This is a genomic window from Streptomyces sp. NL15-2K (genome assembly GCF_030551255.1).
Taxonomy (GTDB): Bacteria; Actinomycetota; Actinomycetes; order Streptomycetales; family Streptomycetaceae; genus Streptomyces.
This window is the reverse complement of record NZ_CP130630.1, coordinates 5,399,296-5,412,574: the sequence shown is the minus strand read 5'-3', so window position 1 is coordinate 5,412,574 and position 13,279 is coordinate 5,399,296. Positions and strand designations below refer to the sequence as shown.

Here is a 13,279-nt window from a genome sequence, read left to right as displayed (position 1 = left end):
CTGACGTGGGGCAGCTACCCGGAGGCTGACGCGGGGCGGTTGGCCGGAGGCTGACGTGGGGCGGTTGGCCGTGGGCTGACGTGGGGCGGTTGGCCGTGGGCTGGTGGTCGGGTGGGGCGGCGTCAGTTGTTCATGTGGGTTTGCGCGTCCGTTCGGGCCTGGCTTCTCGCTCTGCGGGCCGGGCCGCGCCAGCCGCAAGTGCAGTGGGCCGTGCAGAAGCGGCCCTGGTCGGTGGTCGTTGTGCGGTGGGTCGGTTGGTCGGGGGGTGGGGGGACTCTGTCCTGCTGCGCCACACTGACAACGCTACCCACGCCAGGTAAAGGACCGGTATGTGCGTGACGGGGTTATCTACCCGTCGTTAACCGGAACGACGTGAAGCCCGTGACGGACGTACCGGCTGGGGGTTGACAGGCGATGGCGGAGCGGCAGGAAAGGCGGGCGGGAGGGGCGGGCGCGGCTGTCGTCGCGGGTGTCGTGGCCGGCATGTGCCTCGGGATCGGGGGGTGTTCCGGAGCGAATGGGGCTGCCGGCGGTGCGGACGGCCGGGGTGGCGATCCCGTCGAGACCTTGCACCGGGCCGCCGACACCCTGGTGGATGCGGGGAGTTCGAAAGCACGTACGTCGATGGAGATGGCCACCGGCGGGACCCGGGTGACCATTCGCGGCGAGGGTGTGTACGACTTCGGCGAGCGGCTGGGGCGCTTGAAGGTGCTGTTGCCGCAGGATCCGGCGGGGAGCAGTGAGCGGCGGCCCATCACCGAACTCCTCGCGCCCGGCGCGCTGTTCATGAAGAACCGGGGAGCCGGAGTGCCCGCCGACAAGTGGGTGCGGGTCGATACGGCCACGCTCTCCGACGGGAACCTGGTGACCGGCGGGGTCACCGATCCGTTCGCCGCCGCCGAGGTGCTGCGCGGGACGCGGACGGCCACGTATGTGGGGAAGACCGAGATCGCGGGGACCGAGGTGCGGCACTACCGGGGGACCGCGGACCTCGGGGCGGCGGCCCGGGGCGCGTCCGCCGGGAACAAGGGGCCGCTCGCGGCGGCGGCGAAAGGGTTCGCCACGGCCGAAGTGCCGTTCGACGTCTACCTCGACGACGAGGGCCGTATCCGCAAGGTCCGGCACCGGTTCAGCTTCGCCAACGGGCAGCAGAAGGGCACCGTCGCGGTCGCCTCGACGACGCTGCTGTACGCCTTCGGGGTCCCGGTGGACGTACGGCTGCCGGTGGCCGGGGACATCTACGCGGGGAAGATCGCCGAGGAGTGAGGCGGGACGCGGAGACGTGACGGGCGTCAAGAACTAGCCCGTCCGTGCCATGCGCGGTGTGTAGGGCGCTCCCTACTCTAGGAAGCCGGTGACGGCAGAGAAGAGGTGATGCGCGTGGCTCCGGTCGGCGGTACGGCAGTTCAGGACCACGTGGCCCTCGCCGAGATCGAACTGTGCGGAGAGCTGATCATCGCGGCCTCGGCCGCCGGCGAGGACCGGCTCAGCCTGGAGAGCATCGACGAGGTGCTGCGGGTGGCCGAAGAACGCGCGGCCGCCTCCGGCGAGTAAGGCAGGTCAACCGGAGGCGCCCGTCGCCGGCCCGGCGCTCAGGTCCGCAGCAGCCGGCCGATCGCCTTCGTCGCCTCCTCCACCTTCGCGTCGACCTCGGCGCCGCCCTTGACGGCCGCGTCGGCGACGCAGTGGCGCAAATGCTCCTCCAGCAGTTGCAGGGCGAAGGACTGCAGGGCCTTGGTGGAGGCGGACACCTGCGTGAGTATGTCGATGCAGTAGACGTCCTCGTCGACCATCCGCTGCAGGCCACGGATCTGGCCCTCGATGCGGCGCAGACGCTTGAGGTGTTCGTCCTTCTGTTTGTGGTACCCGTGCACACCGCGGTCGTGATCGGTCACGACCTCCGGCTCTACGGCGGCCTCGATGGCAGAGGGCGTCCCTGCGCCGGCCTCGGTGGTCGTCATGGCGTCCTCCACGTGCTCCAGAGATATACCCCGGCTGGGTATATCGTACCGAACTTTCCCGGGTATAGGGCCTGTGGCCGATGTGGCGAACAGAGGCTGGACTGGACCACTGGGCGGCCCCCCTGCCGACCACCCTGCCTGATGGGCGACACTGGGGGACGGCCCATTAGCCGTGGCCGGATGATGCGCCTAGCATCAGCCTGACCCAAACCGAAGCACCCCGAGGACCCCAAGTGCGCTTTCGTCTGACCCCCAGGGAGACGAGCTTCTACGACATGTTCGCCGCGTCCGCGGACAACATCGTCACTGGCTCGAAACTCCTCATGGAACTGCTCGGGGCGGACACCGCCGGCCGGGCCGAGATCGCAGAGCGTATGCGGGCCGCGGAACACGCAGGTGACGACGCGACGCACGCGATCTTCCACCAGTTGAACTCCTCGTTCATCACGCCGTTCGACCGCGAGGACATCTACAACCTCGCGTCCTCCCTCGACGACATCATGGACTTCATGGAGGAAGCCGTCGACCTGGTCGTCCTCTATAACGTCGAAGAACTGCCCAAGGGCGTCGAGCAGCAGATCGAGGTACTGGCTCGGGCAGCCGAACTGACGGCCGAAGCCATGCCGAGTCTGCGCACGATGGACAACCTCACCGAGTACTGGATCGAGGTCAACCGGCTGGAGAACCAGGCCGACCAGATCCACAGAAAGCTTCTTGCGCACCTCTTCAACGGCAAGTACGAGGCCATCGAGGTGCTCAAGCTCAAGCAGATCGTGGATGTGCTGGAGGAAGCGGCCGACGCGTTCGAGCACGTGGCGAACACGGTGGAGACCATCGCCGTCAAGGAGTCCTGACCGCTTCCATGGACACCTTCGCTCTGGTCGTGACCATCGCGGTCGCGCTCTTCTTCACGTACACCAACGGCTTCCACGACTCGGCGAACGCGATCGCGACGTCGGTGTCGACGCGGGCGCTGACGCCGAAGGCGGCGCTGGCGATGGCCGCGGTGATGAACCTCGCCGGCGCGTTTCTCGGCTCCGGGGTCGCCAAGACCGTCAGCGAGGGTCTGATCCAGACGCCCGAAGGCTCGAAGGGGATGGGGATCCTCTTCGCGGCGCTGGTCGGGGCGATCACGTGGAACCTGATCACGTGGTACTACGGGCTGCCGTCGTCGTCCTCGCACGCGCTGTTCGGTGGGATGGTGGGCGCGGCGTTGGCCGGCGGTACGACGGTGTACTGGCACGGGGTGCTGGAGAAGATCGTCATCCCGATGTTCGTGTCGCCGGTGGTGGGTCTGCTGGCCGGCTATCTGGTGATGACGGCGATCATGTGGATCTTCCGCCGGGCGAACCCGCACAAGGCCAAGCGCGGCTTTCGCATAGCCCAGACCGTCTCGGCGGCCGGTATGGCGCTGGGGCACGGTCTCCAGGACGCCCAGAAGACGATGGGCATCGTGGTGATGGCGCTGGTCATCGCCGATGTGGAGGACTACGGCGATCCGATCCCGGTGTGGGTCAAGATCGTGTGTGCGGTGATGTTGTCGCTCGGGACGTATGCGGGGGGCTGGCGGATCATGCGCACCCTCGGGCGGAAGATCATCGAGTTGGATCCGCCGCAGGGGTTCGCGGCGGAGACGACGGGGGCGTCGATCATGTTCGCCACGGCGTTCCTTTTCAAGGCGCCGATCTCCACGACCCATGTGATCACGTCCGCGATCATGGGTGTGGGGGCGACGAAGCGGGTGAACGCGGTGCGCTGGGGGGTTGCCAAGAACATCATCCTGGGGTGGTTCATCACGATGCCGGCGGCGGCGTTCGTAGCGGCGTGCGCGTTCGGGGTCGTGAACCTGGCGTTCCTGTAGGACGCGGGTGCACCGGGCGCCGTCCGTGTTCCGGCCACCCGGCGCGGGCGCGGGCCTCGCTGGGGGCTCCGCCCCCAGACCCCCGGACCTGCGCCCACCCCACCACCCGACTCGGTCGGCAGGCCCGCGCTCTTCGGCTGGGCGGGGTGGGACGCGCGGCCCGGCGCTGACGGGGTGCCGCCTGCGCCCACCCGTGCCGCCCCAGGCGGCACGAATGCCCGCAGCTGGGCGGATGGGCTGGCCGCGGCTGACGCGGCTGGGCGGACGGGCTGGCCGCGGCTGGTGTGGACGGGGTGCGCGCGGCTGGTGTGGACGGGGTGCGCGCGGCTGGTGTGGACGGGGTGCGCGCGGCTGGTGTGGACGGGGTGCGCGCGGCTGGTGTGGACGGGGTGCGCGCGGCTGGTGTGGACGGGGTGCGCGCGGCTGGTGTGGACGGGGTGCGCGCAGCTGGGCGGACGGGCTGGCCGCGGCTGACGCGGGCGGGCTGCGCTCCGCCGGCGCGGACGGACCACGTACCCGCAGTCGCCCACGGCGGGAAGGGGACGTGTCGGGGGGTGTCCGCCCGCAGCGGTTGGCGCGTCAACACGGGCGAGTTGGTAGGTGACCGATTCCGCGCCGTTCCGAGGACGGACACCCCCCGACACGGCCCCGACCCCCGACAAAGCAGTAGGCGCTACGCGCACCCCACCACACCCGCACAGGCCGCCGCAGGCCTCCACACCCGGGCCTCACCGCCGGAGGCACCCGCGCAGGACTCCGCACCCGGGCCCCACCGCCGGAGGCACTCGCGCAGGACTCCCCACCCCGGCCCCACCGCCGGAGGCACCCGCGCAGGACTCCGCACCCCGGCCCCACCGCCGGAGGCACCCGCGTAGGCCGCCGCAGGCCTCCCGCCCCACCGCCGGAGGCACCCGCACGAACACAAGGGGCCCGCCCCCGGAAACCAGGGGCGGGCCCTTGGGACCTCGCGGTGGCACCGCCATGCAGCACCGCGAGGGGTTCGAGTGGCGGTCTAGCCGAAGCGGCCGGAGATGTAGTCCTCCGTCGCCTGGACCGACGGGTTGGAGAAGATGCGCTCCGTCTCGTCGATCTCGATCAGCTTGCCGGGCTGGCCGACCGCCGACAGGTTGAAGAACGCCGTACGGTCGGACACCCGCGCCGCCTGCTGCATGTTGTGCGTCACGATGACGATCGTGAACCGTTCCTTCAGTTCGCCGATCAGGTCCTCGATGGCCAGCGTCGAGATCGGGTCCAGGGCCGAGCACGGCTCGTCCATCAGCAGGACGTTCGGCTCCACCGCGATCGCGCGAGCGATGCACAGGCGCTGCTGCTGACCACCCGAGAGACCCGAACCGGGCTTGTTCAGGCGGTCCTTCACCTCGTTCCAGAGGTTCGCGCCCTTGAGCGACTTCTCGACGACGTCGCTCAGCTCGCTCTTCTTGTAGTTGCCGTTCAGCCGCAGCCCCGCCGCCACGTTGTCGAAGATCGACATCGTCGGGAACGGGTTCGGCCGCTGGAACACCATGCCGACCTCACGCCGCACGGACACCGGGTCGATCCCGGCGCCGTACAGGTCTTCGTCGTCGAGGAGGACCTTGCCCTCGACCCGGCCGCCCGACGTCACCTCGTGCATACGGTTCAGGGTGCGCAGGAACGTCGACTTGCCGCAGCCGGACGGGCCGATGAAGGCCGTCACCGAACGCGGCTCGACCGTCATCGAGATGTCCTCGATCGCCTTGTGGGATCCGTAGTAGGCGGTGAGCCCGCTTACGTCGATTCGCTTGGCCATGTCTCTACTTCACTTCCAGATCGTCAGATCAGTCGCCGATGGCCGCGTCAGCGACCGGTCTTCGGGGCCTTCCAGCGGGCAATCCCGCGAGCCGCCAGGTTGAGGATCATCACGAAGGCGATCAGCGTCAGCGACGCCGCCCACGCACGGTCGTACGCCGGACCCGCACCAGCGCCGTACTGCTGATAGATGTACAGCGGCAGCGACTGCTGCGCACCCTCGAAGGGGTTGCTGTTGATGAGCGAGTTCCCCCACACCAGCAGCAGCACCGGCGCGGTCTCGCCCGCGATACGGGCGATCGCCAGCATGATGCCGGTGGTGATGCCGCCGATGGAGGTCGGCAGGACCACCTTCAGGATGGTGCGCCACTTCGGGACACCGAGCGCCAGGGAGGCCTCGCGCAGCTCGTTCGGTACGAGCTTCAGCATCTCCTCCGTGGAGCGGACGACGACCGGCATCATCAGGATGGCCAGGGCCATCGAGCCGGCGAAGCCGAAGGGCTGCATCTCGAACATCAGCATCAGGCTGAGGATGAACAGACCGGCGACGATCGACGGGATACCGGTCATCACGTCGACGAAGAAGGTGACGGCCCGGGCGAGGTTGCCCCGCCCGTACTCGACCAGGTAGATCGCGGTGAGCACACCGATCGGCGCGGCAATCACCGTGGCGAGGCCGACCTGCTCCAGGCTGCCGAGGATGGCGTGGTAGATGCCGCCGCCCACCTCGTCGTCGGAGGTCAGGCCCATCGAGTGGGTCAGGAAGTAGACGTCGAGGACCTTCACACCGCGGGAGACGGTCGACCAGACCAGGGACACCAGCGGGATCACGGCCAGCAGGAAGGCGACCCAGACGAGCGAGGTCGCGAGCCGGTCCTTGGCCTGGCGGGGGCCCTCGACGCGGGAGCCGATGACGTACGTACCGAGGACGAACAGGATCGCGGCGATCAGGCCCCACTGGATCTTGCTGTCCAGGCCGGCGGCCAGGCCGATGCCGACCGCGACGGCGACGGAGCCGGCGGCGATCGCGTACGGCGACCACTTGGGCAGGCGCGCACCGCGCAGGGTGCTCGGGCGCTTGTCGGCGATGGTGGCGTTGCTCATGCGTTGGCCCCCGAGTACTCCTTGCGGCGGGCGATGATCGCGCGGGCCGCGCCGTTGACCAGCAGGGTGATGACGAACAGGACCAGACCGGAGGCGATGAGCGCGTCGCGGCCCATCTCGGTGGCCTCACCGAACTTGCTGGCGATGTTCTGGGCGAAGGTGCCGCCGCCCGGGTCGAGCAGGCTGGTCTGGATGTCGAAGGTCGGGGAGAGCACGGTCGCGACGGCCATGGTCTCGCCGAGGGCGCGGCCGAGGCCGAGCATCGATGCGGAGATCACACCGGAGCGGCCGAAGGGCAGGACGGCCATGCGGATGACCTCCCAGCGAGTGGCGCCGAGGGCGAGGGCCGCCTCTTCGATCATCTGCGGAGCCTGGCGGAAGACCTCGCGGCTCACGTTGGTGATGATCGGCAGAATCATGATCGCGAGCAGGATGCCGACGGTCAGCATCGAGCGGGGTGCGCCGCCCTGCCACTCGAAGATGCCGGTCCAGCCCAGGTACTCGTCCAGCCAGCCGAACAGGCCGTTCATGTTCGGTACGAGGATCAGCGCGCCCCACAGGCCGTAGACGATGGACGGCACGGCGGCGAGCAGGTCGATCACGTACGAGATGGGGCCGCTCAGCCGGCGCGGGGCGTAGTGGGTGAGGAACAGGGCGATGGCGACGGCGATCGGGACCGCGATGACCATGGCGATGATCGAGGAGATCACCGTGCCGAAGGCCAGGACCGCGATGCCGAACCTCGGCGGGACGAGGCCCGTGTTCCATTCGAAGGCGGTGAAGAAGTTGACGTCGTCCTTGCTGATCGCGAGCGAGGCGCGATAGGTGAGGAAGACCGCGATCGCGGCCATGATCACCAACAGCAGGATGCCCGACCCACGGGAAAGACCGAGGAAGATCCGGTCACCGGGTCGGGTGGCGCCCCGGGCCGCGCGCTTCTGCTCGGCCACGGACGGCTGGGGGGTGGGAGGTGGAGCGTCTGTGTTCTTAGTGGTTATGTCCATCGGGTTCTCCGGTCTGCGGAGCCACACGTGCCGTGCGGCCCGGTGGAGCCGGACGCGGTGTGCGGCGGCTCCTGGCGGCGGTGCACCGGACGGTGCGGTCCGGTCCGGGGTTTCAAGGCCCTGGACCGGACCGCACTCAGGTCAGCTCAGGCCCTCGATGGTGGTGCGGACCTTGGAGATGATCGAGTCGGGGATCGGCGCGTAGTCGTTCTCGGCGAGGATCTTCTGACCGTCCTCGGAGGCGATGTAGCGCAGGAACGCCTTGGTGGCCGGCAGGGTGTCGGCCTTGTTGCCCTTGTCGCAGACGATCTCGTACGTGACCAGGACCATCGGGTAGGCACCCTCGGCCTTGGTCGCGTAGTTCAGCTCCAGGGCGAGGTCCTTGCCGGTGCCGACGACCTTGGCGTCGGCGATGGCCTTGGTGGCGTTGTCGACGGTGGCCTCGACCGGGGTGCCGGCGCCGGTGTCCAGGGCGACCGTCTTGATGCCCTCCTTGGCGTACGACAGCTCGAAGTAGCCGATGGCGCCGTTGGTCTGCTTCACCTGCGCGGCGACACCGGAGGACTGCGGCGCGGACTGGCCGCCCTTGGCCTGCCAGGCCTTGCCGCCCTCGTAGGGGAAGTCGCTCTTGGCGGTGGCGATCAGGTACTTGGTGAAGTTGTCCGTGGTGCCGGACTCGTCCGAGCGGTGGAACGCCTGGATCTTGAGGTCGGGAAGCTTGACGCCGGGGTTCAGCTTGGCGATCGCCGGGTCGTTCCAGTTCTTGATCTTGTCGTTGAAGATCTTGGCGAGGGTCGGGGCGTCCAGGGTGAGCTTGTCGACACCGGAGACGTTGAAGCCGACCGCGATCGGGCCGCCGACCATCGGCAGGTCGATGCCCTGGCCGCCGGAGCAGATCTTCTTGGAGGCCTCGACCTCGTCGGGCTTCAGCGCGGAGTCGGAACCGGCGAAGGGCACCTGGCCCTGGGTGAACGCGGTGACACCGGCGCCGGAGCCGCCGGCCTTGTAGTTGATCTGCACACCACAGGCGGCGGTGAACTGCTTGACCCAGGCGTCGATCGCGTTCTTCTGCGCGGAGGAGCCGTCGGAGAGGAGCTGGCCCTTGGCGTCGTCACACTTGATGTTGCCGGCCTGAGCGCTCGGGGCCGCGCTGTTGTCGCCGCCGTCGCTGGTGTCGTCCGAGCCGCACGCCGTGAGGGCCAGGGCGCCGGAGACGACGAGAGCACCGAGGGTGAGGGCCCGCCGGTTCATGCGCTGAAGCTTCACTTGAGGGAGTTCCTTCCAGGAGCCGCCGTCCTGAAATTCGGCGGCGTGCGGAGTCTGCGAAGTCTGGGTGATGCGGACCCGTACTTCGACTCACGGTCCGCACCGCGTAAGGCCGAAATTAGGCAGATCAGGTGAAGCCGCCTATGGCCGTAAGTGAACGGAGGGTGAACCCCTGCGGTCGGTGTGGTTAGGTCACGGAACGCTTACGTCGAGGACACGGGGTGATTCCACCGACTATGTCAGGTGCAGGGCCAGCAAAAGGGCGTCGACGAGGGTGCGATCCCTCGGTTGGGTGAGGCGGTTGCGGGCGGCCGTCGGGGACAGCCAGAGGATGCGGTCCACCTCGTGATTCGGGACGAAGGTGCCCGTGGTGGCCTCGGCCGCCCAGTAGCGGACCTGCTTGGGGCGGCCGTGGGCGAGATAGTTCATCTCGGGCAGCCGGGCACCGGGCGAGGCCTGGTAGCCCGTCTCCTCCTCGACCTCGCGCAGCGCGCCGGTGAGGGGGTCCTCGTCGCGTTTGAGCTTGCCTTTCGGCCACGACCAGTCGTCGTATTTCGGTCTGTGGACGAGACACACCTCAAGCTCACCGTCGACCGGGGAGCGGCGCCACAGGACGCACCCGGCCGCCTGGACGGGGGTTTCCTCCGCATGGTTCACCGCTGGTTCACCGCCTCCTTCAAGGGTTACGGGGTACCGACCGTCTGCTTCTGCCAGCACTGCTGGAACGCGAAACGCGCCGCCTCCACCTCGTGCCGCTGATCGGCGTGGAGCACGCCGAGCGCGTACGCCGTCGCCGGGGCGATACGGGGCGTCCGGGCGGCCTGGGCCGCGGCGGCCGCAGCCTCCGAGGCGTCCCGGTGCCGGTCCAGGGCCTGGCCCGCGGCCAGCAGCCGTACGTCGACCGGTCCTCGGTCGCCGTCCAGGACCTCGCGGGCGTAGCGGTGCAGCCGCAGCAGCAGGCGGACCTGGTGCCAGGGGGCGTCCTGCGGGTGCGGGGCCGGGTCCGGGGACAGGCCGTGGATCAGCGCCGCCGCGTTGTACGGGCTGCCGGCGGTGACGAGGGGGAGCGAGCCGACCGCGTCCGTGAGGCGTTCCTCGGCGGCGGCCGCCATGGGGTGCAGGCCGGTGGTGGGTGCGGTGGTGGTGAGGGGGACCTCGCTGGCGAGTACGGCGATGTTGTCGGCGACCGCGTGGAAGCGGGAGGAGCCGAGGGCTTGGAGGGCGCTGGAGTGCGCTCGGGTCCGCGCCAAGGTCAGTTGGCGTTCGAGCAGTGCGCCTGCTTTGGCCGCGCCCACGGTGAGGTTGCCGCGGTCCGGGGCCGGCGCAGGGTGGGACGGGGGGCCGGCGTTGCCGGGTTCCGCCTTCTTCGGGACGGGCTCCGCCCCGGCGGAACGACTGCCCACGGCCACTCCCGCCGATTGGCCGGGAAACACCGCCCCGGACAGCCTGTGCAGCGCGAGCAGCAGCCTCTCCAGGCGTGCCGCGTACGCGTGTTCCATCGCCAGCGTGCCCGACAGCCAGGCCAGTTCGGGGCGCATCGACTCCGACCAGTCGGGGTCGAGCAGGGGGCGGAAGGTGTGCAGGCTGCCGCTGATGCGGCGGACCGCGCGGCGCAGGGCGCGGGCCGCGTCGACGGCATCCTCCGAGCCGTTGGATCCATGGGATCCGTTCGCCGTGGACCCGCCCGTCTCCCGGTGCAGCCGCAGGGCACGGAGGAACTCCGTGGCCTGTGCCCGCAGGTAGCCCGCGAGGGCGTCCCCCGTCACCGGCCCCGCGAGGGGGTTCGTCGGGTCAAGGTGTTGCTGTGCCACGCCGGCGCCTCCGGGCGTCTATGAGCATCTCCTGGACGTTGCGCAGGGGTTGGCCGTCCGGGTCGGTCGCGTGCCTGTTCCACTCGCCGTCCGGGCCGAGGTGCCAGGAGGCGGTGTTGTCGGACATGCCGGTCTCGAGGAGCCGGTTGAGGGCGGCCCGGTGGGCCGCGTCGGTGACCCGGACCAGCGCCTCTATCCGGCGGTCGAGGTTGCGGTGCATCATGTCGGCGCTGCCGATCCACACCTCGGGCTCGCCGCCGTTGCCGAAGGCGAACACACGGGAGTGTTCGAGGAAGCGACCGAGGATCGAGCGGACCCTGATGTTCTCGGACAGGCCCGCGACACCGGGACGCACCGCGCAGATGCCGCGCACCCAGACGTCGCACGGCACACCGGCCTGGGACGCGCGGTACATGGCGTCGATGATCGCCTCGTCCACCATCGAGTTGACCTTGATGCGGATGAAGGCGGGACGTCCGGCACGGTGGTGCTGGACCTCCTTGTTGATCCGCGAGATCAGACCGTCGCGCAGGGACTTGGGGGCGACGAGCAGGCGGCGGTAGGTCTCGCGGCGCGAGTAGCCCGACAGACGGTTGAACAGGTCGGACAGGTCCGCGCCGACCTGCGGGTCCGCCGTGAGCAGGCCGAGGTCCTCGTAGAGGCGGGCCGTCTTCGGGTGGTAGTTGCCGGTGCCGACGTGGCTGTAGCGCCGTAGCGTGTCGCCTTCCTGGCGGACGACGAGCGACAGCTTGCAGTGGGTCTTCAGGCCGACCAGGCCGTACACGACATGGCAGCCGGCCTCCTCCAGCTTGCGCGCCCACTTGATGTTGGCGTGCTCGTCGAAGCGGGCCTTGATCTCGACCAGCACCAGGACCTGCTTGCCGGCCTCGGCGGCGTCGATGAGCGCGTCGACTATGGGGGAGTCGCCCGAGGTGCGGTACAGGGTCTGCTTGATGGCGAGGACGTCGTCGTCCTCGGCTGCCTGCTGGAGGAATGCCTGCACTGACGTCGAGAAGGAGTCGTAGGGGTGGTGCAGCAGCACGTCCCGGGTGCGCAGGGCCGCGAAGATGTCGGGCGCGGACGCCGACTCGACCTCGGCGAGGTCGCGGTGGACGCCGGCGACGAACTTCTTGTACTTCAGCTCGGGCCGGTCGATGGATGCGATGCGGAAGAGGCCCGTGAGGTCCAGGGGGCCCGGCAGCGGGTACACCTCGGCCTCGGTGATCTTCAGCTCGCGCACCAGCAGGTCGAGCACCTCGCGGTCGATGGACTCCTCGACCTCCAGGCGCACCGGCGGCCCGAAGCGGCGCCGCATGAGCTCCTTCTCCAGGGCCTGGAGGAGGTTCTCGGCGTCGTCCTCCTCGACCTCCAGGTCCTCGTTGCGGGTGACCCGGAAGGTGTGGTGCTCCAGGACCTCCATGCCCGGGAAGAGCTCTTCCAGATGGGCGGCGATGACGTCCTCGAGGGGGACGTACTGGCCCGGGGAGGCCTCCAGGAAGCGGGACAGCAGCGGCGGCACCTTGACCCGGGCGAAGTGGCGGTTGCCGCTGACCGGGTTGCGCACGATGACGGCCAGGTTCAGGGACAGGCCGGAGATGTACGGGAACGGGTGCGCGGGGTCGACGGCCAGCGGCGTCAGCACCGGGAAGATCTGGTGCCGGAAGAGCGTGAAGAGCCGGGCCTGCTCCTTCTCCGCCAGCTCGTTCCAGCGGACCAGGTGGATGCCTTCTTCGGCCAGGGCCGGGGCGACGTCCTCGTGGTAGCAGGCGGCGTGCCGGGCCATCAGCTCGCGGGAGCGGGCCCAGATCATCTCCAGCACCTCGCGGGGCTGCAGGCCGGAGGCGGAGCGCGTCGCGACACCGGTGGCGATGCGGCGCTTCAGACCGGCCACGCGGACCATGAAGAACTCGTCCAGGTTGCTGGCGAAGATCGCGAGGAAGTTCGCGCGCTCCAGCAGGGGCGTGTTCGGGTCCTCGGCGAGTTCGAGGACGCGCTCGTTGAACGCGAGCCAGCTGCGCTCCCGGTCGAGGAAACGGCCCTGCGGCAGCTGTTCGCCGTCGACCGGCGTCTCCTCGTACGCGTCGAGATCGGCGTCGATGTCGGGTTCCAGGTCGGAGACCGACCCGGCCACGGTGCGCGAGCGGTGCGCGGCGATGGACCCCACTGAGGGCTGGGCGTGCTGGATCGTTGCCTGGGTGTCTTGCTGGCTCATGAACCCATTCTTCCGCGCCTGCAGCGAAACGGGCGCGTCGGACTTCGCGGGCGGGAGCGTGGCGGCAACGCGGTCGTCCCCGTCCCCCGCGGTTCCCTCGGGCGGCGGCGAAGGCTCTGGCACGGCGGGCTTCATTCGCCGAGCGTCGCAAGCCCGTCTGAACCAATGGTTACGGCGACATGGCGTGTGGGATATCGGGGAGCGGCTTGGGGGCGTCCACATCCGCCGGTACGTGCCTTACCGTACGTCCCTCACCGGGGAGGGACGTACGG

At 69.4% G+C, this 13,279-nt stretch carries 12 protein-coding genes; 4 read left to right on the top strand and 8 right to left on the bottom strand.

Annotated elements, in window-relative coordinates:
* Positions 1 to 414 precede the first annotated feature (414 nt).
* Both Q4V64_RS24230 and Q4V64_RS24225 read left to right on the top strand, forming a co-directional pair.
* Entirely contained in the window at positions 415 to 1,266 is an 852-nt protein-coding gene (locus tag Q4V64_RS24230) for a hypothetical protein (RefSeq protein WP_348540806.1), read from the top strand.
* A gap of 108 nt (positions 1,267 to 1,374) precedes the next feature.
* A complete protein-coding gene (locus tag Q4V64_RS24225) occupies positions 1,375 to 1,554 on the top strand; it encodes a hypothetical protein (RefSeq protein WP_095752168.1) in 180 nt (59 codons plus the stop codon).
* Positions 1,555 to 1,592: 38 nt separating this feature from the next.
* Here Q4V64_RS24225 and Q4V64_RS24220 read toward each other — a convergent pair whose 3' ends face one another.
* Complete coding sequence (locus Q4V64_RS24220; RefSeq protein WP_124441025.1) at positions 1,593 to 1,961, bottom strand: metal-sensitive transcriptional regulator; 369 nt, start codon at positions 1,959 to 1,961, stop codon at positions 1,593 to 1,595.
* A 233-nt stretch (positions 1,962 to 2,194) separates the two neighbouring features.
* Here Q4V64_RS24220 and Q4V64_RS24215 point away from each other — a divergent pair, with 233 nt between their 5' ends.
* Entirely contained in the window at positions 2,195 to 2,815 is a 621-nt protein-coding gene (locus tag Q4V64_RS24215) for a DUF47 family protein (RefSeq protein ID WP_124441026.1), read from the top strand.
* 8 nt (positions 2,816 to 2,823) lie between these two features.
* Positions 2,824 to 3,822: an inorganic phosphate transporter gene (locus Q4V64_RS24210; RefSeq protein WP_124441027.1), complete on the top strand. Its 999-nt coding sequence runs from the start codon at positions 2,824 to 2,826 to the stop codon at positions 3,820 to 3,822.
* Positions 3,823 to 4,834: 1,012 nt separating this feature from the next.
* Here Q4V64_RS24210 and pstB read toward each other — a convergent pair.
* The 7 genes from pstB to Q4V64_RS24175 form a co-directional block, all read right to left on the bottom strand.
* Complete coding sequence (gene pstB / locus Q4V64_RS24205; RefSeq protein WP_095752171.1) at positions 4,835 to 5,611, bottom strand: phosphate ABC transporter ATP-binding protein PstB; 777 nt, start codon at positions 5,609 to 5,611, stop codon at positions 4,835 to 4,837.
* A 47-nt stretch (positions 5,612 to 5,658) separates the two neighbouring features.
* Positions 5,659 to 6,714 carry a phosphate ABC transporter permease PstA gene (gene pstA, locus Q4V64_RS24200; protein WP_124441043.1) on the bottom strand — a complete coding sequence of 352 codons (1,056 nt, stop codon included), beginning with the start codon at positions 6,712 to 6,714 and terminating at the stop codon, positions 5,659 to 5,661.
* Positions 6,711 to 7,718, bottom strand: coding sequence for a phosphate ABC transporter permease subunit PstC (pstC, locus tag Q4V64_RS24195; RefSeq protein ID WP_124441044.1), 1,008 nt, complete (start codon positions 7,716 to 7,718; stop codon positions 6,711 to 6,713). The genes pstA and pstC overlap by 4 nt, the downstream gene beginning before the upstream one ends.
* 141 nt (positions 7,719 to 7,859) lie before the next feature.
* Positions 7,860 to 8,984, bottom strand: a complete 1,125-nt coding sequence (gene pstS, locus Q4V64_RS24190; RefSeq protein ID WP_124441045.1) for a phosphate ABC transporter substrate-binding protein PstS — start codon at positions 8,982 to 8,984, stop codon at positions 7,860 to 7,862.
* A gap of 234 nt (positions 8,985 to 9,218) precedes the next feature.
* On the bottom strand, positions 9,219 to 9,641 hold the full coding sequence (locus Q4V64_RS24185; RefSeq protein ID WP_124441046.1) for an NUDIX hydrolase: 423 nt from the start codon (positions 9,639 to 9,641) through the stop codon (positions 9,219 to 9,221).
* 26 nt (positions 9,642 to 9,667) lie between these two features.
* On the bottom strand, positions 9,668 to 10,795 hold the full coding sequence (locus Q4V64_RS24180; protein ID WP_124441047.1) for a CHAD domain-containing protein: 1,128 nt from the start codon (positions 10,793 to 10,795) through the stop codon (positions 9,668 to 9,670).
* Positions 10,776 to 13,007, bottom strand: a complete 2,232-nt coding sequence (locus Q4V64_RS24175; protein ID WP_253267047.1) for an RNA degradosome polyphosphate kinase — start codon at positions 13,005 to 13,007, stop codon at positions 10,776 to 10,778. The genes Q4V64_RS24180 and Q4V64_RS24175 overlap by 20 nt, the downstream gene beginning before the upstream one ends.
* Positions 13,008 to 13,279: the final 272 nt, after the last annotated feature.